This is a genomic window from Pseudomonas sp. St316, assembly GCF_018325905.1.
Taxonomy (GTDB): Bacteria; Pseudomonadota; Gammaproteobacteria; order Pseudomonadales; family Pseudomonadaceae; genus Aquipseudomonas.
In genome coordinates this window covers 711694-733064 of the sequence record NZ_AP021901.1, presented here as the reverse complement: position 1 = coordinate 733064, position 21371 = coordinate 711694, and the positions used below count along the sequence as shown (strand labels likewise).

The 21371-nt window shown below is 62.6% G+C and carries 26 protein-coding genes; 9 read left to right on the top strand and 17 right to left on the bottom strand.

Going from position 1 to position 21371, the window contains the following annotated elements:
• The first annotated feature begins 61 nt into the window (after positions 1 to 61).
• The gene (locus tag KI237_RS03195; protein WP_212798773.1) at positions 62 to 1942 is read left to right on the top strand and encodes a TonB-dependent receptor domain-containing protein; all 1881 of its coding nucleotides are present in this window, start codon (positions 62 to 64) and stop codon (positions 1940 to 1942) included.
• Positions 1943 to 2054: 112 nt separating this feature from the next.
• Here the strand turns inward: KI237_RS03195 and KI237_RS03190 are convergent, their stop codons facing one another.
• The 12 genes from KI237_RS03190 to nrdR all read right to left on the bottom strand — a co-directional run bounded on the left by KI237_RS03190 (position 2055) and on the right by nrdR (position 10851).
• Positions 2055 to 2840, bottom strand: coding sequence for a cobalamin-binding protein (locus KI237_RS03190; RefSeq protein WP_502937073.1), 786 nt, complete (start codon positions 2838 to 2840; stop codon positions 2055 to 2057).
• Entirely contained in the window at positions 2840 to 3259 is a 420-nt protein-coding gene (locus KI237_RS03185) for an MFS transporter (RefSeq protein WP_212798772.1), read from the bottom strand. Before KI237_RS03185 ends, KI237_RS03190 begins: the two co-directional genes overlap by 1 nt.
• Positions 3256 to 3873: a GTP cyclohydrolase II gene (gene ribA / locus KI237_RS03180; protein WP_030140454.1), complete on the bottom strand. Its 618-nt coding sequence runs from the start codon at positions 3871 to 3873 to the stop codon at positions 3256 to 3258. The genes KI237_RS03185 and ribA overlap by 4 nt, the downstream gene beginning before the upstream one ends.
• 109 nt (positions 3874 to 3982) lie before the next feature.
• Positions 3983 to 4741: a substrate-binding periplasmic protein gene (locus KI237_RS03175; protein WP_212798771.1), complete on the bottom strand. Its 759-nt coding sequence runs from the start codon at positions 4739 to 4741 to the stop codon at positions 3983 to 3985.
• 11 nt (positions 4742 to 4752) lie between these two features.
• Entirely contained in the window at positions 4753 to 5256 is a 504-nt protein-coding gene (locus KI237_RS03170) for a phosphatidylglycerophosphatase A family protein (RefSeq protein WP_003206020.1), read from the bottom strand.
• A complete protein-coding gene (gene thiL, locus KI237_RS03165; protein WP_212798770.1) occupies positions 5253 to 6218 on the bottom strand; it encodes a thiamine-phosphate kinase in 966 nt (321 codons plus the stop codon). The genes KI237_RS03170 and thiL overlap by 4 nt, the downstream gene beginning before the upstream one ends.
• An 18-nt stretch (positions 6219 to 6236) precedes the next feature.
• Positions 6237 to 6737, bottom strand: a complete 501-nt coding sequence (nusB, locus tag KI237_RS03160; RefSeq protein WP_160390324.1) for a transcription antitermination factor NusB — start codon at positions 6735 to 6737, stop codon at positions 6237 to 6239.
• The gene (ribH, locus tag KI237_RS03155; protein ID WP_003206025.1) at positions 6734 to 7210 is read right to left on the bottom strand and encodes a 6,7-dimethyl-8-ribityllumazine synthase; all 477 of its coding nucleotides are present in this window, start codon (positions 7208 to 7210) and stop codon (positions 6734 to 6736) included. The genes nusB and ribH overlap by 4 nt, the downstream gene beginning before the upstream one ends.
• Positions 7211 to 7424: 214 nt before the next feature.
• Complete coding sequence (gene ribBA, locus KI237_RS03150; RefSeq protein WP_212798769.1) at positions 7425 to 8516, bottom strand: bifunctional 3,4-dihydroxy-2-butanone-4-phosphate synthase/GTP cyclohydrolase II; 1092 nt, start codon at positions 8514 to 8516, stop codon at positions 7425 to 7427.
• Positions 8517 to 8532: 16 nt separating this feature from the next.
• Positions 8533 to 9210, bottom strand: coding sequence for a riboflavin synthase (locus KI237_RS03145; RefSeq protein WP_014340443.1), 678 nt, complete (start codon positions 9208 to 9210; stop codon positions 8533 to 8535).
• Positions 9211 to 9256: 46 nt separating this feature from the next.
• Complete coding sequence (ribD, locus tag KI237_RS03140) at positions 9257 to 10390, bottom strand: bifunctional diaminohydroxyphosphoribosylaminopyrimidine deaminase/5-amino-6-(5-phosphoribosylamino)uracil reductase RibD (protein WP_212798768.1); 1134 nt, start codon at positions 10388 to 10390, stop codon at positions 9257 to 9259.
• Positions 10387 to 10851, bottom strand: coding sequence for a transcriptional regulator NrdR (nrdR, locus tag KI237_RS03135; protein WP_212798767.1), 465 nt, complete (start codon positions 10849 to 10851; stop codon positions 10387 to 10389). The genes ribD and nrdR overlap by 4 nt, the downstream gene beginning before the upstream one ends.
• A 127-nt stretch (positions 10852 to 10978) precedes the next feature.
• On the opposite strand from nrdR, the gene KI237_RS03130 reads away from it, so the two are divergent.
• From KI237_RS03130 to trxA, 3 genes are all read left to right on the top strand, one after another.
• Positions 10979 to 11443 carry a YbaY family lipoprotein gene (locus KI237_RS03130; protein ID WP_212798766.1) on the top strand — a complete coding sequence of 155 codons (465 nt, stop codon included), beginning with the start codon at positions 10979 to 10981 and terminating at the stop codon, positions 11441 to 11443.
• The gene (locus KI237_RS03125; protein ID WP_212798765.1) at positions 11440 to 12099 is read left to right on the top strand and encodes a class I SAM-dependent methyltransferase; all 660 of its coding nucleotides are present in this window, start codon (positions 11440 to 11442) and stop codon (positions 12097 to 12099) included. The genes KI237_RS03130 and KI237_RS03125 overlap by 4 nt, the downstream gene beginning before the upstream one ends.
• 198 nt (positions 12100 to 12297) lie before the next feature.
• A complete protein-coding gene (gene trxA / locus KI237_RS03120) occupies positions 12298 to 13170 on the top strand; it encodes a thioredoxin (protein ID WP_060740415.1) in 873 nt (290 codons plus the stop codon).
• A gap of 100 nt (positions 13171 to 13270) precedes the next feature.
• Here the strand turns inward: trxA and KI237_RS03115 are convergent, their stop codons facing one another.
• Positions 13271 to 13633 carry a hypothetical protein gene (locus KI237_RS03115; RefSeq protein WP_212798764.1) on the bottom strand — a complete coding sequence of 121 codons (363 nt, stop codon included), beginning with the start codon at positions 13631 to 13633 and terminating at the stop codon, positions 13271 to 13273.
• A gap of 130 nt (positions 13634 to 13763) precedes the next feature.
• Between KI237_RS03115 and KI237_RS03110 the strand changes: the two genes are divergently transcribed.
• From KI237_RS03110 to KI237_RS03095, 4 genes are all read left to right on the top strand, one after another.
• On the top strand, positions 13764 to 14345 hold the full coding sequence (locus KI237_RS03110; protein WP_212798763.1) for a DUF2796 domain-containing protein: 582 nt from the start codon (positions 13764 to 13766) through the stop codon (positions 14343 to 14345).
• Between the two features lie 159 nt (positions 14346 to 14504).
• A complete protein-coding gene (locus tag KI237_RS03105; protein ID WP_212798762.1) occupies positions 14505 to 15215 on the top strand; it encodes an ABC transporter ATP-binding protein in 711 nt (236 codons plus the stop codon).
• Position 15216: 1 nt separating this feature from the next.
• Positions 15217 to 16482: an ABC transporter permease gene (locus KI237_RS03100; protein WP_212798761.1), complete on the top strand. Its 1266-nt coding sequence runs from the start codon at positions 15217 to 15219 to the stop codon at positions 16480 to 16482.
• Positions 16483 to 16493: 11 nt separating this feature from the next.
• On the top strand, positions 16494 to 17012 hold the full coding sequence (locus KI237_RS03095; protein ID WP_212798760.1) for a DUF3299 domain-containing protein: 519 nt from the start codon (positions 16494 to 16496) through the stop codon (positions 17010 to 17012).
• A gap of 106 nt (positions 17013 to 17118) precedes the next feature.
• Here KI237_RS03095 and cpdA read toward each other — a convergent pair whose 3' ends face one another.
• The 3 genes from cpdA to KI237_RS03080 all read right to left on the bottom strand — a co-directional run bounded on the left by cpdA (position 17119) and on the right by KI237_RS03080 (position 19094).
• On the bottom strand, positions 17119 to 17934 hold the full coding sequence (cpdA, locus tag KI237_RS03090; protein ID WP_212798759.1) for a 3',5'-cyclic-AMP phosphodiesterase: 816 nt from the start codon (positions 17932 to 17934) through the stop codon (positions 17119 to 17121).
• Positions 17935 to 18033: 99 nt separating this feature from the next.
• Positions 18034 to 18486, bottom strand: coding sequence for a DUF1249 domain-containing protein (locus KI237_RS03085; protein ID WP_003186471.1), 453 nt, complete (start codon positions 18484 to 18486; stop codon positions 18034 to 18036).
• Positions 18477 to 19094 carry an NUDIX domain-containing protein gene (locus KI237_RS03080; RefSeq protein WP_212798758.1) on the bottom strand — a complete coding sequence of 206 codons (618 nt, stop codon included), beginning with the start codon at positions 19092 to 19094 and terminating at the stop codon, positions 18477 to 18479. Before KI237_RS03080 ends, KI237_RS03085 begins: the two co-directional genes overlap by 10 nt.
• Positions 19095 to 19308: 214 nt before the next feature.
• Between KI237_RS03080 and KI237_RS03075 the strand changes: the two genes are divergently transcribed.
• Positions 19309 to 20055 carry a DUF3298 domain-containing protein gene (locus KI237_RS03075; RefSeq protein WP_212798757.1) on the top strand — a complete coding sequence of 249 codons (747 nt, stop codon included), beginning with the start codon at positions 19309 to 19311 and terminating at the stop codon, positions 20053 to 20055.
• Here the strand turns inward: KI237_RS03075 and cytX are convergent.
• Positions 20024 to 21316, bottom strand: coding sequence for a putative hydroxymethylpyrimidine transporter CytX (cytX, locus tag KI237_RS03070; RefSeq protein ID WP_212798756.1), 1293 nt, complete (start codon positions 21314 to 21316; stop codon positions 20024 to 20026). The genes KI237_RS03075 and cytX overlap by 32 nt on opposite strands.
• Positions 21317 to 21371 lie beyond the last annotated feature (55 nt).

Below are 21371 nucleotides of genomic sequence, written 5' to 3'. Positions count from 1 at the left end.
CTATCGCGAGCAAGCTCGCTCCCACAGGGGTTAGCGTGGAGCCATATTTTGCGGAACCCCCATGAAACTGCGCCTCGCCCTCAGCCTTTCCCTACTGCCAGGCCCTGAATTGCTGGCCGACACCTTCGAACGCGACCAGGCCCTGAAGCTGCCCGACGTCGTGATCAGCGCCAACCGCCAGGTCGAGGCCCGCAACGACAGCAGCGCCGCCAATACCGTGTTCACCCGCGACGACATCGATCGCTTGCAGCCGGCCAGTGTCACGGACTTGCTCAGCCGCGTGCCAGGCGTGCAGGTGGCACCACTGGGTGGGCGCGGCAGCCTGCCGGGGATTTACATTCGCGGCACCAAATCGGCCCAGAGCCTGGTGCTGGTGGACGGTCAGCGCATCGGCAACGCCACCTCCGGCGACAGCAACCTGCAACGCCTGAACATCAACCAGATCGAGCGTGTGGAAGTGCTGCGCGGTTCGCGCTCGGTGATCTACGGTGCCGATGCGGTGGGCGGCGTCATTCAGATTTTCACCCGTCGCGGTAACGAGCAAGGCCTGCAACCGCGCCTGCATATGGGTGTCGGCAACCATCAGACCTGGGAACGCAGCCTGGGCCTGTCCGGCGGCGACGACCAGACCCGCTTCAACCTCGGCGCCAGCCTCGACGAGAGCGCTGGCGGCAATCGGACCCGCCAGTCCTACGCCAGCGACCGCGACGACGATGCCAACCGCAACCAGTCCTTCAGCCTGAGCCTGAGCCATGCGGCCAGCGATGACCTGGAAGTCGGCCTGAACCTGCTGGATAACCGCGGCAAAAGCGAATACGACAACCCGTTTGGCCGCTTCGACCCGGCCACTTTCGAATCCCTGCCCCAGCAACCCTACAGCGAGTTTGCGGTGAGCAGCTTCAGCACCTATGTGGACGGGCGAATCAACGAGGCCTGGAAATCGCGCCTGGAACTGGGCCACGGCGAGAACCGTGAAAGAACCTTCGACAAGCTCAGCGACGTCCGCGAAGTGTTCAACACCTACCGCGATTCCGTAACCTGGCAGAACGACGTGAAGCTGGACGAGCGCAACAGCCTGATCGTCGGCGGCGACTGGTATCAGGACCGGGTCAACAGCAGCACGCCGTTCGACGAAGACAGCCGCTGGAACCGTGCCGCGTTCATCCAGCACCGCTTCCAGGCCGAAACGTTCTCCACCGAGCTGGGCCTGCGTCGCGACCAGAACCAGCAATTCGGCGGCCAGAACAGTTGGAGCGGCACGTTCACCCTGCCGCTCAATCCGGACAACGACCTGTTGCTGACCTACAGCGAAAGCTTCCGCGCGCCGACCTTCAACGACCTGTACTACCCGGACTTCAGCAACCCTGACCTGAAACCCGAAACGGCCAAAGGCTACGAGCTGCAATGGCGCAGCCAACTGAGCGACAGCGCCCGCCTGGAGACCTCGCTGTACCGCACGGACCTGGAAGACGCGATCATCTTTGGCAGCAACTCTCGCCCACAGAACGTTGCCTCGGCAAGGATCAACGGTTTTGAGATGGCCTACCTGCAGGATGTGTTCGGCTGGCAGGGCAACCTGGGGCTGGCCATCATCGACCCACGCGACCGTGACAGCGGCCACACCCTGGCCCGCCGCGCCCGGCGGACCTTGAGCCTGGACCTGGACCGGCAATTCGACCGCCTGGGCCTGGGCGCCACCTGGCAAGCGGTGAGTGACAGCTACGACGACGAGAACAACCGCAACGCCCTGGGCGGCTATGCCCTGCTCGGGTTGCGCGGCAATTGGACCCTGACCCGGGAGGTGAAGCTGGAAATGAAGGTGGATAACCTGCTGGACAAGGGTTACAGCCGGGCGCTGTATAGCCATGATGGGGGCCAGTATGGGTATCGGGAGGAAGGTCGGACCTGGTTGTTTGGGGTGACTTGGACCCCCTCTCTCTGATCCAGAACCTGTGGCGCCTGGGCGGACCTCATCGCGAGCAGGCTCGCTCCCACAGTTGGAATGTGTACCCCCCTGTGGGAGCGAGCCTGCTCGCGATTGCAGGCACCGCGGTCTACCTCTCTGGCGCAATCAACTCACACAACCGGGCCGTCGCCTCGATCATCTGCCCACTGGGCCGCTCCAGCCCCTTGTCATTGACCAGCAACAACCGCCCCTGCGCCACCGGCCAGGTTTTCCAGGCGTCGAGCTGCGCCTGCTCGGTGGCAAGGATGATCTGCGGATTGCGTTGCAGCACCGCTTCCACACTCACCTGCGGGGCCGGCACGCTCAGGTCGGCGAAGACGTTGTGGGCCCCGCACACCGCCAGCGCATCACTGATGATCTGACCACCCCCGACGGTGTACAGCGGCCGGTCCCAGACCTGGTAGAACACCTGCAACGGCGGGTCCCGTCGATAGCGCTGGCGTAACGCCTCCAAACGCACACGCAACTGCGTCGCCCGTTGCACGCCCCGCTCCGGGCGGCCGAGCTGCCTGGCAATGTCTTCAATTTGCGCGATGAGTTGGTCGAGACTGCGGGGCTCGGCGACATAAATGGGAATACCCAAGCCCTTGAGCTGCTCGCGCTGGGTCGGGCCGACACTGCCGGGCCAGAGCAGAAGCAGGTCGGGCTTGAGGCTGAGCAAGCGCTCCATGTCCAGTTGGCCGTAACGCCCTACGGAAGGCAGGTCTTTAAGGATTGGGGAACGATCACCACCATCCAGCACGCCCACCAGCAGGTCGGCGCTGTCCAGTTCAACGACGATTTCCGACAACGACGGCGCAAGGCTGACGACCCGCGTAGCCGCCATCGTCGAGGCACTGACCGCCAGCAGCAAGACCGCCAGCCAGCGGCTCATCAGCCGAGTTGACGCGGGATACGGTACAGGTAGAACAACACGGCGGTCGACAAGGCCAGCAGCATCAACGGCACCGCCTCCAGGCCCACGAATACGGCAAGGGCGCCGACCCAGGCCGGCAGCCCGGCCACCAGGAAAGCTGAGCGGCGACGGGCCGCCAGGTCAATCCAGGCCTGGGGTTCTTCGGGCGTGTCGAGGGCTTTCTGGGTGGCGATCAGGGCTTGCTTGTACGGCCCGAAAAATCGCAGGCTGACAAACATCGACGCCATGCCAGCAATGAACAGCGGCATCGCCAGCACCGGCAGAATCGCTTCGCCCTGGCCGAACACTGCGTTGATCACGAACAGCGGCAGCAAGGCCAGGGCCAGGTATTTCCACCAACTGACCGACAGTCGCCGCCGAACCTGACCGCGCGTCACGCCCGGTCAACCTCGCCTTGGTGCTCGTTACCCATCATGTGGTCGAGCTTGCTGGCCTTGGTCGCCAGGTAGAGTTTGTTGTGGGGGTTGTGACCGGTGTGCAGCGGCACACGCTCGGCCACCACGATGCCCATGTCGGTCAAGGCCTTGACCTTGCGTGGGTTGTTGGTCATCAGCCGCAGGGACTTGATACCCAGGTGCTCGAGCATCGGCAAGCAAATGCTGTAGTCACGCAGGTCGGCGGCAAAGCCCAGGCGTTCGTTGGCTTCCACGGTATCGGCGCCGCCATCTTGCAGTTCATAGGCGCGGATCTTGTTTAACAAGCCGATACCACGCCCTTCCTGACGCAGGTACAGCAACACACCACGGCCTTCACGGGCAATGGCCTGCAGGGCGGCCTCCAGTTGCGAACCGCAATCGCAGCGCTGGCTGAACAGGGCATCGCCAGTCAGGCATTCGGAATGCAGGCGGCCCAGCACCGGCGCACCGTCGGCGAAATCACCCAGGCTCAGCACGACGTGCTCGCGGCCGGTGGCTTCATCGAGAAAACCATGCATGGTGAATTGCGCAAAGGGCGTTGGCAGCTTGGAAGCGGCAACAAAAACGACAGGCACCGGTGTGCTCCTGATTTAGTACTGGAGATTCGCAGAGGCGGGCATTGTAACAGCACGATCCGACAGACGCTTAGGCTCAATTATCGCTAATCATCATCGATAAGATTGATCACGGCTTCGGTGGCTTGCCATTCTCGTCGAAAGGATAGGGTTGCTTCCAGCGTTCGAAAATCGGTTTCAACTCACCGCTCTTCACCAGCACCTCCATGCGTCGGTCGTACAGTGCTCGCAACGCACGACCGTTTTCGTTGTTGGCGAAGCCCAGGTACAGCGGCAAATTGATCAGCGGCGAAAGCTTGAATTGCTTGGGATCGTCAGCCTTGGCCAGCACATCCTGGATTTCCATCAACGCATCGATATAAAAATCGGCACGATCATGGGCCAGCATCGGCAAGATACCCACGGCGCGGTGGATTTCATTGAAACGCCGGATGTTGGGCAGGTAGTTGTTGTATTCGTACCCGCGCATCCACACCAGTCGATAGTTGCCAATCGTCGCCAACGTCGGTGACGGCTTGGAGGCCAGTCCCAGGGCATAGATATGATCGACGTCGTAGTGCCAATGCGGGTAAAGCAGCCCTTCGGTTTCATCGCGATAGGCGCCGACCTGTGCGTCCATCTCCCCACGCTGCACCAACCCGATCGAGCGGGTGTAGGGCACGCTGCGGATCTCCAGCTTGACGCCTTCAGGCTCGAAGACCGCGCGCAAGATGTCCCAGCCCATGCCCTGGCCATCGGCCTGGGTGTAATCGGCCCACTCTTCGCTGGCCGCACGGATCTTGTCAGGCAGCGGCGTCGACTCGGCCACCCTTGCACCCACACAGGTTCCTAAACACAGCAACAGCAGTAGTGCGCGGCTTACGCCCATGCCTGGCTCCCTCAGGTGAAACACCACACCAATCCTTGCATTGCCAGCCAGGCGAAAACCCCGGCCAACACATCATCGAGCATGATACCGACACCTCCGTGTACATGCCGGTCGATCCAGCGGATCGGCCACGGCTTGAGGATATCGAAGAAACGGAACACCAGGAAACCCGCCAGCAACCAATACCAGCCTTCCGGTACCAGCCACAAGGTGATCCACATGCCGACCATTTCGTCCCAGACGATGCCTTCATGATCGTGCACCCGAAGGTCGTCCGCCACTTTGCCACACAGCCAGAAGCCAAACAGCATGGTGATGCCCAGCATCAGCCAGTAGCCCCAGTCCGGCAACATCTGCCACAACGGTATGAAGGGTAGCGCAACCAGCGAGCCCCAAGTGCCCGGGGCCTTGGGCAAAGTACCCGAACCGAAGCCAAATGCCAGGAAATGCCAGGGATTGCGCCAGACCGAAGGCGGAACGAACTCTGCCGGGACCTGGTTGGGATGATCTGTCACGGTGTCTCCCGAAAATGTTGATAGCCCCTTACTTGCGGGGTGATGTCGTGCCCGACGCTGTCGACCAGCGTGACGCCTTGCCCGGCCAGTACGCCGCCAATCACGTGGATCGGCCAGCCTTCGGCCTGCAATGTCGCCACTCGGGCCGGTGCCACAGCGAACAGCAGCACGTAGTCGTCACCGCCGCTCAGGGCCGCGTGGGCGGCATCCGCCTGACCAAGAAACCCTATCAGGGCATTGGACAGTGGCAGTCGATCCCGTTCAATCTGAAGAGCCACCCCTGATGCCTGGGCGATATGCCCGCAATCAGCCAGCAGGCCATCGGAAATATCCATCGCCGCGCTGGCCTTGCCGCGCAACGCCAGGCCCAGGTCGATCTGCGGACGTGGCGACCAGTAATGGGCCAGCAACGGCTCGGCAATCGCAGGTTCGGCGTTGCGCTGGCCGAGCACCAGCGGCAATGCGCCGGCGGCATTGCCCAACTCGCCGCCCACACACAGCAAGTCGCCGGGCCGCGCGCCGCTACGGGTCAGGGCCTGGCCGGACGGCACGTGGCCAAACACCGTCATGGTCAGGCTCAGGGGCCCACGTGTGGTGTCCCCGCCCACCAGCGCCACGCCACAAGCCACGGCCATCTGGTTCAAACCGCAGGCATAGGCTTGCAGCCAATCGGCGGTCACCGTCGGCAAGGTCAGGGCAAGGGTAAAGGCGAAAGGCCTGGCGCCCATGGCAGCCAGGTCGCTGACCGCCACGGCCAGCGAGCGCTGGCCGAGGAGGAACGGGTCGCACGGGTCTGGAAAATGCACACCGGCCACAAGCGTGTCGGTGGACACCGCCAGCTGTTCCCCGGGAGGAACGGCGAGCAAGGCGCAGTCGTCACCGATCCCCAGCGCAACGCCCTCGCCGCCCTGCGCGCAAGGCGCGGCGGCGAAGTAGTTACGGATCAGCTCAAATTCACCCATAGTCGCCGCAAGCGCCAATCAGCGCTTGAACGCCTTCACTTCAGCTTCACGCAGACGCGGGGCGAGTTTGTCGAGCACGCCGTTAACGAACTTGTGGCCATCGGTGGAACCGAAGACTTTCGCCAGCTCGATCCCTTCGTTGATCACTACGCGGTACGGTACGTCGACGCGCTTGAGCAGTTCCCAGGTGGACAGGCGCAAAACCGCCAGTTCAACCGGGTCCAGCTCTTCGATGGTCAGGTCCAGGCAAGGCGTGAGCGCGGTGTCGATTTCGGACTTGAACTGCGGGACCCCATGCAGGATCTCGCGGAAGTAAGCACCGTCGACATCACTGAAATCGTTGTCGACCCGAAACTGCGCTTCGATCTCGTTCAGCGATTGCTTGGCCATGTGCCATTGATACAGCGCCTGGGTCGCAAGCTGACGGGCTTCGCGACGCTTGACGCTTTTCGACGGCTTGCCGGCATCGGCTGGCTTGGGATCGCGCGGGTTGAAACGATCGCTTTCGTCGCTAATCACTTGGCCTCCAACTGCGCCAGCAGGCTGACCATTTCCAGGGCGGACAGGGCAGCTTCGGCACCTTTGTTACCGGCCTTGGTGCCGGAACGTTCGATGGCTTGCTCGATGGAATCAACGGTCAGTACGCCGAAAGCGACTGGCACGCCGAATTCCATGGACACCTGGGCCAGGCCCTTGGTGCATTCACCGGCCACGTATTCGAAGTGCGGAGTACCGCCACGAATGACCGCGCCCAGGGCGATGATCGCCGCATATTCGCCCTTTTGAGCGACTTTCTGCGCAACCAGCGGAATTTCGAAGGCGCCAGGCGCACGGATGATGGTGATGTCGCTTTCGCTCACGCCATGGCGAACCAGGGCATCGACCGCACCGCCAACCAGGCTCTCGACCACGAAACTGTTGAAACGGCCCACTACCAGAGCGTAGCGGCCTTTGGGGGCGATGAAGGTACCTTCGATGGTCTTCAGGGTCATTCGTCAGATCTCTTAAAGAGCCAGAGCACGTTCGATACGCGCTCCTCAATGATATTTAGCCACGAATACACAACTTCAATTCAAAGAAGCGGCCCCTGTGGGAGCGAGCTTGCTCGCGATGGCGCCGGATCAGCAACATTGATGTTGCCTGACGTACCGCTATCGCGAGCAAGCTCGCTCCCACAGAGGCGACCTCCTCAAGTAAACGAGGTCATTATTCGGAGGGCACGTATTCTACAACTTCCAGATCGAAACCGGATATCGCATTAAATTTCATCGGTGCACTCATCAGGCGCATTTTACGCACGCCCAGGTCACGCAGGATCTGCGAACCGGCACCGACGATGCTGTAGGTGGTCGGTTTTTTCACCGGCACCTGGTCGCTGGTTTCACGAATGTGCGCCAACAGCACGTCGCCATCGAGCGGGTGCCCGAGCAGCAGCACCACGCCGCTGCCGGCCTCGGCCACCGCAGCCATGGCGGCCCGCAGGCTCCAGCGGCCGGGCTGCTTGACCATCAGCAGGTCACGCAACGGGTCCATGTTGTGCACCCGCACCAGGGTCGGCTCTTCGGCGCACACGGTGCCCAGGGTCAGCGCCATGTGCACGTCGCCTTCCACCGAATCACGGTAGGTCACCAGGTTGAACTGGCCCAGTTCGCTGTCCAGCGGCTGCTCGGCAATCCGCTGAACGGTACGTTCGTGGATCATCCGGTAGTGGATCAGGTCGGCAATGGTGCCGATCTTGATGTCGTGTTCGGCGGCGAAGGCTTCCAGTTCCGCACGACGGGACATGGTGCCGTCGTCGTTCATCACTTCGCAGATCACGCCGCTGGGCTCGAAGCCGGCCATGCGCGCCAGGTCGCATGCCGCTTCGGTGTGGCCGGCGCGGGCCAGGGTGCCGCCAGCCTGGGCCATCAGCGGGAAGATGTGGCCGGGGCTGACGATGTCTTCGGCCTTGGCGTCCCGGGCGGCAGCGGCCTGCACGGTGCGCGCACGGTCAGCCGCGGAGATACCGGTGGTCACGCCCTCGGCGGCCTCGATGGACACGGTGAACTTGGTGCCGAAGCCCGAGCCGTTGCGCGGCGCCATCAGCGGCAGCTTCAGCAGCTCGCAGCGCTCGCGGGTCATCGGCATGCAGATCAACCCGCGGGCGTGCTTGGCCATGAAGTTGATGTGTTCGGCCTTGCAGCACTCGGCGGCCATGATCAGGTCGCCTTCGTTCTCGCGGTCTTCGTCATCCATGAGGATGACCATCTTGCCTTGGCGGATGTCTTCAACCAGTTCTTCGATGCTATTGAGCGCCACGCGGCACCCCCTTGGGTCAGGATTTGAGGTAGCCGTTGGCGGCCAGAAAACTTTCAGTGATGTTACCCGCCCGCCGTTGTGAAGAGTCAGACTCTGCGGCCTTGTCTCCCATAAGCAGGCGCTCCAGGTAACGGGCCAGCAAGTCGACTTCCAGGTTGACCCGGCGACCTGGCCGGTAAGAGGCCATGATGGTTTCGCTCAGGGTATGGGGAATGATCGTCAGCAGGAATTCGGCGCCATCCACTGCGTTGACCGTCAGGCTGGTGCCGTCGACGGTGATCGAGCCTTTGTGGGCGATGTACTTGGCCAGCTCCTTCGGCGCGCGGATGCGAAATTCCACGGCCCGGGCGTTATCCGTGCGCGAGACCACTTCACCGACGCCGTCCACGTGGCCGCTGACCAGGTGCCCGCCCAGGCGAGTGGTGGGGGTCAGGGCTTTTTCCAGGTTGACTGGGCTGCCGCTCTTGAGATCGTTCATGGCCGTGCAGTCGAGGGTTTCGCGGCTGACGTCCGCCAGGAATCCGTTGCCTGGCAGTTCAACGGCGGTCAGGCACACGCCGTTTACCGCAATGCTGTCGCCCAACTTGACGTCGCTCAGGTCGAGCTTGCCGGTTTCGACGTAGACCCGCACATCGCCGCCCTTGGGGGTGAGTGCACGGATGCTGCCGATGGATTCGATGATGCCGGTAAACATGGAGTCCTCCTCGAGAACAGGCCGCCGCTTGCGCGAAAGCCGGGAATTATACGCTCGCCTGCAGAACGGGAACGGCGATGACTCGCCAGTCGTCGCCCACGGCGCGGATTTCGGTGATTTTCAGCTGCGGGGCGTCTTTCATCTGCGCCAGCGGCCAGTCCAGCAGCGGCCGCGCCGAAGAACCGAGGAACTTGCCGGCGATGAAAATCTGGAACTCGTCGACCAGCCCTTGCCGGGCGAAAGCCCCCGCCAGGCGCGGACCGGCTTCCACCAGCACCTCGTTGACGCCACGGCCCGCCAGCTCCACCAGCAGGCGATGCAGATCAACCTGGCCGTCATCGCCCGCCACGATCATGCATTCGGGACCGTTGGCGTATTGTTCTTCCACCGCCATGCAGGTCGCGACCAACGCCGGGCCGGCCTTGAAGAACGGGGCATCCAACGGCACTCGTAAACGACCGTCCACCAGCACCCGCAGCGGCGGACGGCTCATGACCAGCGCGGTCTGCTGCGCATCGAGCCCGAGCTCCTCGGCGCGCACGGTCAGCCGGGCGTTGTCCGCCAGCACCGTGTCGGCGCCGGTCAGCACCACACTGGCCTGGGCGCGCAGGCGTTGTACCGCCGAGCGTGCGGCCGCGCCGGTGATCCACTGGCTTTCGCCGCTTTCCATGGCGGTGCGGCCATCAAGGCTCATGGCAAGCTTGACCCGCACGAACGGCAGGCCGTGTTCCATGCGCTTGAGGAAACCTTCATTGAGCTTGCGCGCCTCGCCTTCCAGCACGCCGCTTTCAGTCGCGATACCGGCCTGGGCCAACCGTTGCAGGCCGCGCCCGGCGACTTCCGGGTTGGGGTCCTGCATCGCCGCGACTACCCGAACCACGCCAGCATTCACCAGCGCATCGGCACACGGCGGCGTACGCCCGTGATGGCTGCACGGTTCAAGGGTCACGTAGGCCGTAGCACCGCGGGCCTGTTCGCCAGCGGCGCGCAGGGCATGGACTTCGGCATGGGGCTCGCCGGCGCGGATGTGCCAGCCTTCGCCGACAATCTGCCCGTCACGCACGATCACGCAACCGACCCGGGGATTGGGGTGGGTGGTGTAGTGACCGCGCCGCGCCAACTCCAAGGCACGGGCCATGTAATGGGCGTCGAGGACGGCCTGCTGCGCCGCGCCGGTCATTGTTTCACCGGTTCGCGGGCCAGGCGGTCGATTTCTTCGCGGAACTCGTTAAGGTCCTGGAAGCGCCGGTACACCGAGGCGAAGCGGATGTAGGCGACTTCATCGAGCTTCTGCAGCTCGGCCATCACCAGCTCACCGACCACCAGGGATTTGACCTCGCGCTCGCCGGTGGCCCGCAGCTTGTGCTTGATGTGCACCAGCGCCGCTTCGAGGCGCTCGACGCTCACCGGGCGTTTTTCCAGGGCGCGCTGCATGCCGGCGCGCAGTTTGTCTTCGTCGAACGGCTGGCGGCTGCCGTCGGTTTTGATCAGGCGCGGCAACACCAGTTCAGCGGTCTCGAACGTCGTGAAACGCTCGCCGCAAGCCAGGCATTCGCGGCGGCGGCGGACTTGTTCGCCCTCGGCGACCAGTCGCGAGTCGATGACCTTGGTGTCGTTGGCACCGCAGAAGGGACAGTGCATGGTGGCAGGCAACAAAAAAAGGGAGGGCCATGGTAGCGCATCCCACTGGCAAGACAAGCCATAGGGTTTACGGTATACAGACGGGCTTACCGTCAGATCCATGGAATTCACCTTGCTGGAGCCACACATGCCGCTACGATCGCTCGTTTTGCTCAGTCTTTTCAGCCTGCTGATGGCGTGCAGCAGCGACGCCCCCAAGCCTGCAGCCCCCGCACCGGCCCCGGCGCCGAAACAGGCCCAGGAAAAAGCCCGCCAGGCGGCCGAGCTGGGGCCGCTGCCGGCCTATCAGCGCGAATTGAGCGGCACCTTGCAAGGCGTGCCGGCCGGCGCCGAGGTCGAACTGGCGTTGCTGGTGATCGATGACAAGGACCGCCCACAGCAATTGCTCGCCAGCTCCAGCCTGATCGGCACCAACCAGGCCCTGCCCTTCCACCTGCGTTTCAACCCCGAAGCCTTCCCGGTGGGTGCCCGCGTAGAGTTGCGTGGCCGCGCCAGCCAGTCCGGCCAGTTGATCCTGCATCTGCCGGAACAACGTATCAGCCAACCGACCACCCAAGCGTTGGGCACCCTGCAATTCGTCAAAGCGCCATGAGTGCACCGCAAGACCTGCAACGGGCGTTGGGTGAGTTGCTGGGCGACGCGCGCCTGGTGGCCTGCCCGCTGCCCGGCACCGACTTGAAGCTGTGGCTGATCGACGGCGACAACATGGATCGCGCCTTCAGCCCGGAAGAAACCCGCCGCATTCTCCACGAGCCGCCGTACTGGAGCTTCTGTTGGGCCAGCGGCCTGGCGATGGCGCGCTACCTGGCCGAACAGCCGCAATGGGTCGAGGGCAAGCGCATAGTGGATTTTGGCGCCGGTTCCGGCGTGGCGGGCATTGCGGCGGTCAAGGCTGGGGCACTGGAGGTGGTGGCCTGTGACCTGGACCCACTGGCGATTGCCGCGTGCCGGGCCAATGCCGCACTCAATGGCGTGGAGTTGGGGTATTCGACGGACTTCTTTGCCGAGGCTGATCGCTTCGACCTGATCCTGGTCGCCGATGTGCTCTACGACCGTGCCAACCTGCCGCTGCTCGATCAATTCCTTAGCCGTGGCCGTGAGGCGTTGGTGGCCGACTCCCGGGTACGGGATTTCCAGCACCCGCTGTACCGGCGCATCGAAATGCTGGAAGCCATGACTTTGCCGGACCTGGCCGAGCCGGAGGAATTCCGGCATGTGAGCCTGTACCACGCGCGGCGTCAGGCTTAAAAGCATCGCGAGCAAGCTCGCTCCCACAGGGTTCTATGGTGTTCACACATTGTTCGAAAAAACCATCGCCTCTGTGGGAGCGAGCTTGCTCGCGATGAGGCCCCGCCAATCAATACACCTCCCACCATTCCCACCGCTTTCAGCCACCCCCCACCAAGCCGTATAGTTGCCCCATTCAAGCGCTCTACGAGATTGCCCATGACTCAGGAAACGCCCTACATCTTCGACGCCACCACCGCCGATTTCGACCAGTCGGTGATCGCCAACTCTTTCCACAAACCGGTACTGGTGGATTTCTGGGCCGAGTGGTGTGCGCCGTGCAAAGCGCTGATGCCGATGCTGCAAACCATCGCCGAGAGCTATCAAGGCGAGCTGCTGCTGGCCAAGGTCAACTGCGACATCGAGCAGGACATTGTCGCCCGCTTCGGCATTCGCAGCCTGCCAACGGTGGTGTTGTTCAAGGACGGCCAACCCGTCGACGGCTTTGCCGGTGCCCAGCCGGAATCGGCCGTGCGAACCATGCTCGAACCCCATGTGCAGATGCCACCTCCGGCTGCGGCTGACCCATTCGAACAGGCCCAGGCGCTGTTCGACGACGGTCGTTTCGCCGACGCTGAAGCCGTGCTCACGGTATTGCTGGGTGAAGACAACACCAACGCCAAGGCCCTGATCCTGTATGCCCGCTGCCTGACCGAGCGCGGTGAGTTGGACGAAGCGCAAACTGTGCTCGACGCGGTGAAAAGCGACGAGCACAAGGCCGCCCTCGCCGGCGCCAAGGCGCAGATCCAGTTCCTCGGCCTGGCCAAGCACCTGCCGGACGCCGCCGACCTCAAGGCGCGCCTGGCGAAAGACCCGCAAGACGATGAAGCGGTGTACCAACTGGCGATCCAGCAATTGGCGCGCCAGCAGTACGAAGCGGCCCTCGATGCACTGCTCAAGCTGTTCGTGCGCAACCGCAGCTACAGCGAAGGCCTGCCCCACAAGACCTTGCTGCAGGTGTTCGAACTGCTGGGTAATGACCATCCGCTGGTGACGACGTACCGCCGCAAGTTGTTCGCGGCGTTGTATTGATCCCCCTGTAGGAACTGCCGAAGGCTGCGATCTTTTGACCTTTGGCTCGAGACTCAAGCGTCAGGGGTAAAGATCGCAGCCTCGCTTCGCTCGTCAGCGCCTACACAGCTTCGTGCCAGCTGTAGAGCGGTGTGTCGGTGCCGCTGATGACTTTTACATCCGGGCTATGGCGCAAGCGCACCAACAGGCGCTTGCCCGCCGAGGCGCTGCCGGTGAGGCCTTCGAGCTGTTCCAGCAAGTCCGGGCCGCTCAGTTGCCCGGCCTTGCGCAGCAGTTCCTTGGCGATCTGCCATTGGGCATCGTCCGGACTCACTGGATTGGCCACCGGACTGGCCGTCGGTGCCGCCGCGACTTCAGACTTGGCCACTTGCAATTGCGCGCCGAGCTGCGCCCAGTCGCCCTCATCCATTTCGATCGACAAGTCCACCGGCCAATCGCCGACGGTTCCGCGTATCCGCAACATCACCGTGCTCCTGAATATTTCATGTACGCATGCTCCCATGGCCCTTGCGCGACGCCAAGCAGACGGTCAAACTCTGCGCACTTTCGTTATAAGATTACATAACACAACTCGTACTTTCTGGAGACTCGTCATGCGTCGTCTGCTTCTTGCCCTGCCGTTCGCCCTGCTGCCATTGGCTGTCGCTCATGCGGCGGTCGAACACGATCATGACCACGAGCACGGCAGCCTTGGCGCCCACGAACACGGGGTTGGCCGATTGAACGCTGCGTTGGACGGCCAGACCCTGGAGCTGGAATTGGAAAGCCCGGCGATGAACCTGGTGGGCTTCGAACACGCCGCCACCAGCGATGCCGACAAGGCCAAGGTTGCCGCCGTACGCGCGCAGTTGGACAAGCCGCTGGCGTTGTTCAACCTGCCGGCCGCCGCCCAATGCACCGTGGCCCAGCAGGAACTGGAAAGCCCGTTGTTCGGCGATGAACCAGGCCACGAAGACCACGATGAAGACGCCGACGGCGACGAACATCACGAGCACAGTGAGATCCATGCCCACTACCAATTCACCTGCGCCACCCCGGGTGCATTGAGCAACCTGGACCTGGCGACCGTGTTCAAAACCTTCCCGGCCACCCAGAAAATTCAGGTACAACTGATCAGCCCGAGCGGCCAGCAAGGCGTGGAAGTGACGGCCAAGGCGCCCACCCTGAAGTTCTGATTCACCGCAAACCCAATGTGAGAACAAGCCTGGTGGGAGCAAAGCTTGCTCGCGATAGCGGTCCGACAGTCAACATACAAATTGAATGTGGTGATCTCATCGCGAGCAAGCTTTGCTCCCACAGGTGTTCCACTGGTTCCACTATTTGAAGCGGCAAACATGACCCAAGCACTCATCGAACTGTCCGACCTGGGCTTCAGTTGGCCCGGGCATCCGCCGTTGCTGGATATCCCGGCGTTTCGCCTGGAGGCCGGCGAAACGCTGTTCCTCAAAGGGCCGAGCGGCAGCGGCAAGACCACATTGCTGGGCCTTCTGGGTGGGGTGCAGACGCCGGATCGCGGCAGCATTCGCCTGCTCGGCCAGGAACTCAGCGAACTGGGCGCCGGCAGTCGCGACCGCTTTCGCGTCGACCACACCGGCTACATCTTCCAGCAGTTCAACCTGCTGCCGTTTCTCTCGGTGCGCGAAAACGTCGAGCTGCCCTGTCACTTTTCCAAGCTGCGGGCGCAACGGGCCGTGCAGCGCCACGGCAGCGTCGATCAAGCCGCCGCCACGCTGCTGGCCCACCTGGGGCTGACCGATTCGAACCTGTTGGAGCGGCGCGCCGACTCGTTGTCCATCGGCCAGCAACAACGGGTCGCCGCCGCCCGGGCGCTGATTGGCCAGCCAGAACTGGTGATCGCTGACGAACCGACTTCAGCCCTGGACTACGATGCCCGGGAAAACTTCCTGCGGCTGTTGTTCGCCGAATGCCGCGAGGCCGGGTCGAGCCTGTTGTTCGTCAGCCACGACCAGAGCCTGGCGCCACTGTTCGACCGCAACCTGTCGCTGGCCGATCTCAATCGCGCCGCCACGCCACTCGAGGTTTGAGATGTATTTGTTCCGTCTAGCCATGGCCAGCCTGGCGAACCGTCGCTTCACCGCGATCCTCACCGCGTTTGCCATCGCCCTTTCTGTTTGTTTGTTGCTGGCAGTAGAGCGGGTACGCACCGAGGCGCGGGCCAGTTTCGCCAGCACCATCAGTGGCACCGACCTGATCGTCGGCGCCCGCTCAGGTTCCGTGAACCTGCTGTTGTATTCGGTGTTTCGCATCGGCAACGCCACCAACAACATTCGCTGGGACAGCTTCGAACACTTCGCCAGCAACCCGAAAGTGAAGTGGGCGATCCCCATGTCCCTTGGCGATTCCCACCGTGGTTATCGGGTGATGGGCACCACCGAGGCCTACTTCGAGCATTACCAGTACGGCCGCCAGCAGCACCTGGCGCTGGCCGATGGCCGGGCCTTTGCCAGCGATCCGTTCGAAGTCGTGCTCGGTGCCGAAGTGGCCGAGGCGCTGCACTACAAACTCGGCGAAAAACTGGTGTTGGCCCACGGCGTGGCGGCGATCAGCCTGGTCAAGCACGACGACAAGCCCTTCACCGTGGTCGGGATTCTCAAGCGCACCGGCACCCCGGTGGACCGCACGTTGCACATCAGCCTCGGCGGCATGGAGGCGATCCACATTGACTGGAAGAACGGCGTGCCGGCCCAGGGCAATGGCCGCATCAGCGCCGACCAGGCCCGCAACATGGACCTCACGCCTCAGGCGATCACCGCGTTCATGCTCGGCCTCAACAGCAAGATTTCGACCTTTGCCTTGCAGCGCGAGATCAACGAGTTCCGTGGCGAACCGTTGCTGGCGATCCTGCCCGGTGTGGCGCTGCAGGAATTGTGGAGCCTGATGGGCACAGCGGAAAAAGCCTTGTTCGTGATTTCGCTGTTCGTGGTCCTGACCGGGTTGATCGGCATGCTCACGGCTATTCTCACCAGCCTCAACGAACGTCGTCGGGAAATGGCGATCCTGCGTTCGGTCGGCGCGCGGCCGTGGCACATCGCAACGCTGCTGGTGCTCGAAGCCTTCGCCTTGGCGCTGGCCGGGGTCATCGCCGGGCTGGCCTTGCTGTACATCGGCATCACCGCCGCCCAAGGTTACGTGCAGTCGGCCTACGGCTTGTACCTGCCGCTGGGTTGGCCGAGCGAATATGAATGGACGCTGCTGGCTGGCATCCTGGTCGCTGCCCTGCTGATGGGCAGCGTGCCGGCCTGGCGTGCCTATCGCCAATCGTTGGCCGACGGCCTGTCGATCCGTCTATGAGGACCTTGAAAATGCCCCGCGCCCTGTTTGCGCTGTTGATGATGGTCGCCCTGCCGCTGTGGGCAGCCGAACCAAGGGACCTGGCCTGGTCGGAAATGATCCCGCCGGACGCACCGCCAGAAGTGCCGGACATGACCCCGCTGCACGACTTGTCGAAGATGAGCGACGCCCTGGCCGCCGAGTCCGCTCCAGCCGCCAGGCAGGATTTGCCCAACGCCCCGGTAGTCAAGGCCCTCGATGGCCAGCAGATTCGTTTGCCGGGCTACATCGTGCCACTGGAAGTCAGCGAGGAAGGTCGCACCACGGACTTCTTGCTGGTGCCGTATTTCGGCGCCTGCATCCACGTACCGCCACCGCCGTCCAACCAGATCGTGCATGTGAAAAGTGAAGTCGGGGTCAAGCTCGACGAGTTGTACCAACCGTACTGGGTCGAAGGGCCGATGCAGGTCAAGCCGTCCACCAGTGAACTGGCCGATGCCGGGTATCAGATGGAGGCCGAGAAGATTTATGTGTATGAACTGCCGGAGTGAATCCGGTGGTGATTGATTGGCCTATCAGATAGCTACCGCGAACAAGTTCGCAGCAATTGGGGAGAACCAGGTCGGCTGTAAGGCCACCTCGTCCCCCCATCAAGGCTCAATAACCGTTAGCCCCATAATCGACGGTAAAGGCAAACCCAACCACCCGCTCAACCCCCGTTTCCACTGCCCCATCTGGCAACAATCGCAGCCACCGATACCCAGGCGCCTGCAAGCCCACTGCAAAATCCTCACTCCCGGGCTCGAACTGAATACAAGTCGAAGGCGAAGCCAACAAACGAACCCCCTCGCGCATCTGGTCAATTTCCTGATGCACATGCCCCCAAAGTACCGCCCGAACCTGAGGAAACCGATCCAACACGGCAAACAGCGCCTCAGGATTACGCAAGCCAATCGGCTCCATCCACGCACACCCAATTGAAACCGGATGATGGTGCAGACACACCAGGTGATGACGCTCCGGCGCCTCACTCAAGGCATTGGCCAACAGAATCAACTGTTCTTCGGCCAAAAACCCTGGCACAGATCCGGGCACGGCGGAATCGAGCATCGTCACGCGCCAGTTGCCAATGTCCACCACCGGATCGAGCAACGGGCTCTTGACCGCCGCCTCAAGCATCACCTGCGGCTCATCATGGTTGCCGGGAATCCACCGCGCCGGCGCATCGATTCGCGCGGTCAATTGCCGAAACGCCTGGTAAGACTGCAGCGTACCGTCCTGGGACAGATCCCCGGTGGCGAGCATCAGGTCAATGTCCGGCTGCTGCTTGAGCACCAAATCAATGACCGCCCGCAAACTGTCACGGGTATTCATGCCCAGCAACGAGGCATCGGCCTCGGCGAACAAATGGCTGTCAGACAGTTGGACCAGCAACGCCGCATCGGCAGTGGTCAAGCTGGATACGCTCGGCAAATCGCTCTCTCCCAGGCGCAGTCACGCCGTTGCATGGAACCGCAATTATGCTGGGGGATGATCGAAAGGGGAAACCCGCGAACCGGAACCGGTTCACAACTACCGAACGACTTCGAACTCGTGGCCCAGCGCCAGGCAATGACTCAGCCACTCGCCCAGGAACAGGTTCAATTGGGCCTTTTCGTCCGGCTGGTGCATTGACGCATTGGGGTAAGGATAGATGCCGCGAAAGCGTCGTGCATGTTCGGCGCTGACGACTTCGGCCATGCGCGCATCGTGATAGACCTGGACCTCCAGCTGCGGCACCGGCAGCCAGGGCAGGCTGTGCTCCTGGCGCACTTGCAGCGTGGTGGTGTAGGGGCAGGTCTGCAGCACTTCCAGAGCCAGCACGCCCAGCATCTGATCGCCATGGGTCACGGCGATACGCCGCGGCGCCGGATCGTTGCGCATGTCCGGCAACAAGCGCATCAAGCGCGCGTAGTTGGCCTCGCAGGCGGCCTGCAACCCCACCAGATCGACGCGATAGCGGTCGCGCAGCTTGTTCAGGACCATAGCCCCCTCACTTCATCGCGATTCAAGGCCAGCCATTGCAAGGCAATGATGCTGGCCGCGTTGCAGATACGCCCGTCGCGCACGGCTTGCAAGGCGTCCTCAAAAGCCCAGACCTTCACCCGAATGTCCTCGGCTTCCTCCAGAAGGCCATGCAGGCCGCCCGCCCCCGTGCTGTCGCAACGCCCCAGGTACAAATGTACGAATTCATCGCTGCCGCCCGGCGATGGAAAATACTTGGTCATCGGCCAAAGCGCAGCGAAGGCAAGCCCAGCTTCCTCCTGCGCTTCGCGATGAGCAACTTCTTCCGGCTGCTCGTCCTTGTCGATCAGGCCGGCCACCAGCTCCACCAGCCAGGGATTGACGGTCTTGCCAATGGCGCCCACGCGAAACTGCTCGATCAACACCACTTCATCGCGTTGCGGATCGTAGGGCAGCACGCACACCGCGTCATGACGCACGAACAATTCACGGCTGATTTCACGGCTCATGCCACCGGCAAACAGCTCATGGCGCAGGACAAGGCGGTCGAGCTTATAGAAACCCTTGAAGCAGGTTTCACGCTTGACGATGTCCACGGTGTTGGGTGTGGCGTTGGCGAAATCGGTCATGACAATCCTCGTGTGCAGTCGATCAATACGAGGTTCCAACCTCGGCTTCGCGCCATCCTAACGCGCCCGTACCTTTTGATGCAGCCCCTTTCCACTCATCGGGATGGACGGCAGAAGGTGAAAGAACTCTAATGAGCTTAGTGGCGAACTGATTGTCCTGCTGGCAGTCGAAGCGGGTAACTTTTCGCCTTTCCCTGTTCCATGAAGGACGCCCATGTCGCTTTTCAAAACTGCCTCCGTGGCCGCCATTGCCCTGACCCTGGGCGCTTGCCAAAGCCTGTTCCAACCCAACTACCGCGCACCGCTGGAAACCACCCGCGATGCGTCGGAGCAACTGCAACCAGGTTGCGCCAGTGCCGACTGCCCGCTGGTGAACATCGACACCCTGCGTTTTCCCGCCGAGCCGGTCCTGGACGGCATTGTTGAAAAACGCCTGCTGGAACTGACCCGCGCCACTCCGGGCGCCCCGCTGGCGCCGACGCTGGCGGCCTATCGTGAGCAGTTTTTGCGCAGCGCCGCGCCACGCAACAGCAGTTACTTGCAAGCCAAGGTACGCGAGCAGCATGACGGCTTGGTGATCATCGAATTGTCCAGTTACCTGGACACCGGCGGCGCCCACGGTACGCCGGGACGCGGCTTCATCAACTATTCGCGGCCACAGCACAAGGTGCTGACGCTGTCGGACATGCTGCTGCCGGGCCAGGAAGAGGCCTTCTGGAAAGCCGCCCAGGTCGCCCACAACAGCTGGCTGATCAGCACCAAACTGGATCAGGAGCCCGAGTTCATGAAGCAGTGGTCGTTCCAGAAAACCCCGCACATTGCGCTGACCTACGGCGGGGTGATCCTCAAATACGAAACCAGCACCATCGCCCCGTACGCCCTGGGCCACATCGAACTGAAGATCGCTTACCCGCGCCTCAATGGCATCCTCAAGCCCGAGCTGTTCCCCGGCCGTAGCTGAAAGCCCGGCCCAGCAACAGTTGCAGCAACCCTGCCAGAATCAGCGAAGGCAGGGTTGCGCCGATGTCCGGATAGACGTTGGCCAGCAAGTGATAAGTGCTCACCCCACCCAACCAGGCCAACAGGGCCGGCCAGCGCAATGCGACTGACATCACTTGGCGGCTGCGCTTGCGCAGGATGAAGTGGTCCACCAGCACCACGCCGAACAGCGGTGCGAACACCGAGCCGATCAGCAACAGGAAGTTCTGGTATTGCGCCAACGGCGCGAAGCAGGCGATCAAGGTGCAGAGTACGCCAATCGCCAATGCCAAGTGCTCGACCTTCAGCCCCGACAACATGCCACTGGAGACCGCCGCCGAGTGAATGTCGGCGAAGGCATTTTCCGACTCATCCAGCAGAATCAGCAGCAGCGGAATGCCCAACCCGGCGCCAGCCAGGGCCAGTAGCAACGCGTTGACTTCACCGCTCGGCGCGAACGCCAGGGTGTAGGCCACGCCCAGGCTCATCAGCCAGAAGTTGCCGATGAAGAAGCCCAGCGCAGTGCCGCCGAAGACGTTCTTGGCGCGTTTACCGAAGCGCGAATAGTCGGCAATTAGCGGCAGCCAGGACAGCGGCATGGCAATGGCGATGTCAAACCCGACCGCCAGCGGCATCGAGCCGTCACCGGCCTGGGCCCACAGCGCCGCCAGGTCGGCCTTGGCAAACAGGTTCCAGGTCAGCCAGATGCACGCCGCCAGCAACAGCCAGATGCCCCACTTACGCAGCACTTTACGCACGAACGTCAGCGGGCCGCTCACGGCGAGCAGGGTCGCCAGGGCGCCGAAAAACAGTGTCCATAACAGCGGATTCGAGCCCAGGCTGCCCTCACTGAAAGCCCGGGCGCCGAGCAGGCTGGCGGCATCGCGCATGACGATGATTTCGAATGAACCCCAGCCGATCAACTGCAGCAGGTTCAACACCGCCGGCACACTCGCGCCCTTGCCGCCGAGGCTAAGCTTTAGCGCCGCCATGGCCGACAGGCCGGTATCGCTGCCGATCACGCCGACAGCCGCCAACAGCAGGACGCCCACCAGCGTGCCGAGGAAAATCGCCAGCAGCGAACCGCTCAGGCCCAAGCCCGGCGCAAGCAAGGCGCCGACCTGCAAGACCATCAGGCCGATGCCCAGGGAGAACCACAGGGAAAACAGATCGCGGGCGCCAAAGACGCGTTTGTCGGTGGGGACAGCCGTGTCTGGGGAATAGGTACTGGGTTGGATGTTCAAGGGGGTTATCTCAGGGGGATATTTGTTGTTTTATCGACCGCTGTCGCGAGCAAGC

Excerpts from the sequence above, each read along its gene's own strand:
- KI237_RS03195 (WP_212798773.1), top strand. The coding sequence starts at position 62 with ATGAAACTGCGCCTCGCCCTCAGCCTTTCCCTACTGCCAGGCCCTGAA.
- KI237_RS03190 (WP_502937073.1), bottom strand. The coding sequence starts at position 2,840 with ATGAGCCGCTGGCTGGCGGTCTTGCTGCTGGCGGTCAGTGCCTCGACG.
- KI237_RS03175 (WP_212798771.1), bottom strand. The coding sequence starts at position 4,741 with ATGGGCGTAAGCCGCGCACTACTGCTGTTGCTGTGTTTAGGAACCTGT.
- thiL (WP_212798770.1), bottom strand. The coding sequence starts at position 6,218 with ATGGGTGAATTTGAGCTGATCCGTAACTACTTCGCCGCCGCGCCTTGC.
- ribH (WP_003206025.1), bottom strand. The coding sequence starts at position 7,210 with ATGACCCTGAAGACCATCGAAGGTACCTTCATCGCCCCCAAAGGCCGC.
- KI237_RS03145 (WP_014340443.1), bottom strand. The coding sequence starts at position 9,210 with ATGTTTACCGGCATCATCGAATCCATCGGCAGCATCCGTGCACTCACC.
- ribD (WP_212798768.1), bottom strand. The coding sequence starts at position 10,390 with ATGACCGGCGCGGCGCAGCAGGCCGTCCTCGACGCCCATTACATGGCC.
- nrdR (WP_212798767.1), bottom strand. The coding sequence starts at position 10,851 with ATGCACTGTCCCTTCTGCGGTGCCAACGACACCAAGGTCATCGACTCG.
- KI237_RS03130 (WP_212798766.1), top strand. The coding sequence starts at position 10,979 with ATGCCGCTACGATCGCTCGTTTTGCTCAGTCTTTTCAGCCTGCTGATG.
- KI237_RS03125 (WP_212798765.1), top strand. The coding sequence starts at position 11,440 with ATGAGTGCACCGCAAGACCTGCAACGGGCGTTGGGTGAGTTGCTGGGC.
- trxA (WP_060740415.1), top strand. The coding sequence starts at position 12,298 with ATGACTCAGGAAACGCCCTACATCTTCGACGCCACCACCGCCGATTTC.
- KI237_RS03115 (WP_212798764.1), bottom strand. The coding sequence starts at position 13,633 with ATGTTGCGGATACGCGGAACCGTCGGCGATTGGCCGGTGGACTTGTCG.
- KI237_RS03110 (WP_212798763.1), top strand. The coding sequence starts at position 13,764 with ATGCGTCGTCTGCTTCTTGCCCTGCCGTTCGCCCTGCTGCCATTGGCT.
- KI237_RS03105 (WP_212798762.1), top strand. The coding sequence starts at position 14,505 with ATGACCCAAGCACTCATCGAACTGTCCGACCTGGGCTTCAGTTGGCCC.
- KI237_RS03100 (WP_212798761.1), top strand. The coding sequence starts at position 15,217 with ATGTATTTGTTCCGTCTAGCCATGGCCAGCCTGGCGAACCGTCGCTTC.
- KI237_RS03095 (WP_212798760.1), top strand. The coding sequence starts at position 16,494 with ATGCCCCGCGCCCTGTTTGCGCTGTTGATGATGGTCGCCCTGCCGCTG.
- KI237_RS03085 (WP_003186471.1), bottom strand. The coding sequence starts at position 18,486 with ATGGTCCTGAACAAGCTGCGCGACCGCTATCGCGTCGATCTGGTGGGG.
- KI237_RS03080 (WP_212798758.1), bottom strand. The coding sequence starts at position 19,094 with ATGACCGATTTCGCCAACGCCACACCCAACACCGTGGACATCGTCAAG.
- KI237_RS03075 (WP_212798757.1), top strand. The coding sequence starts at position 19,309 with ATGTCGCTTTTCAAAACTGCCTCCGTGGCCGCCATTGCCCTGACCCTG.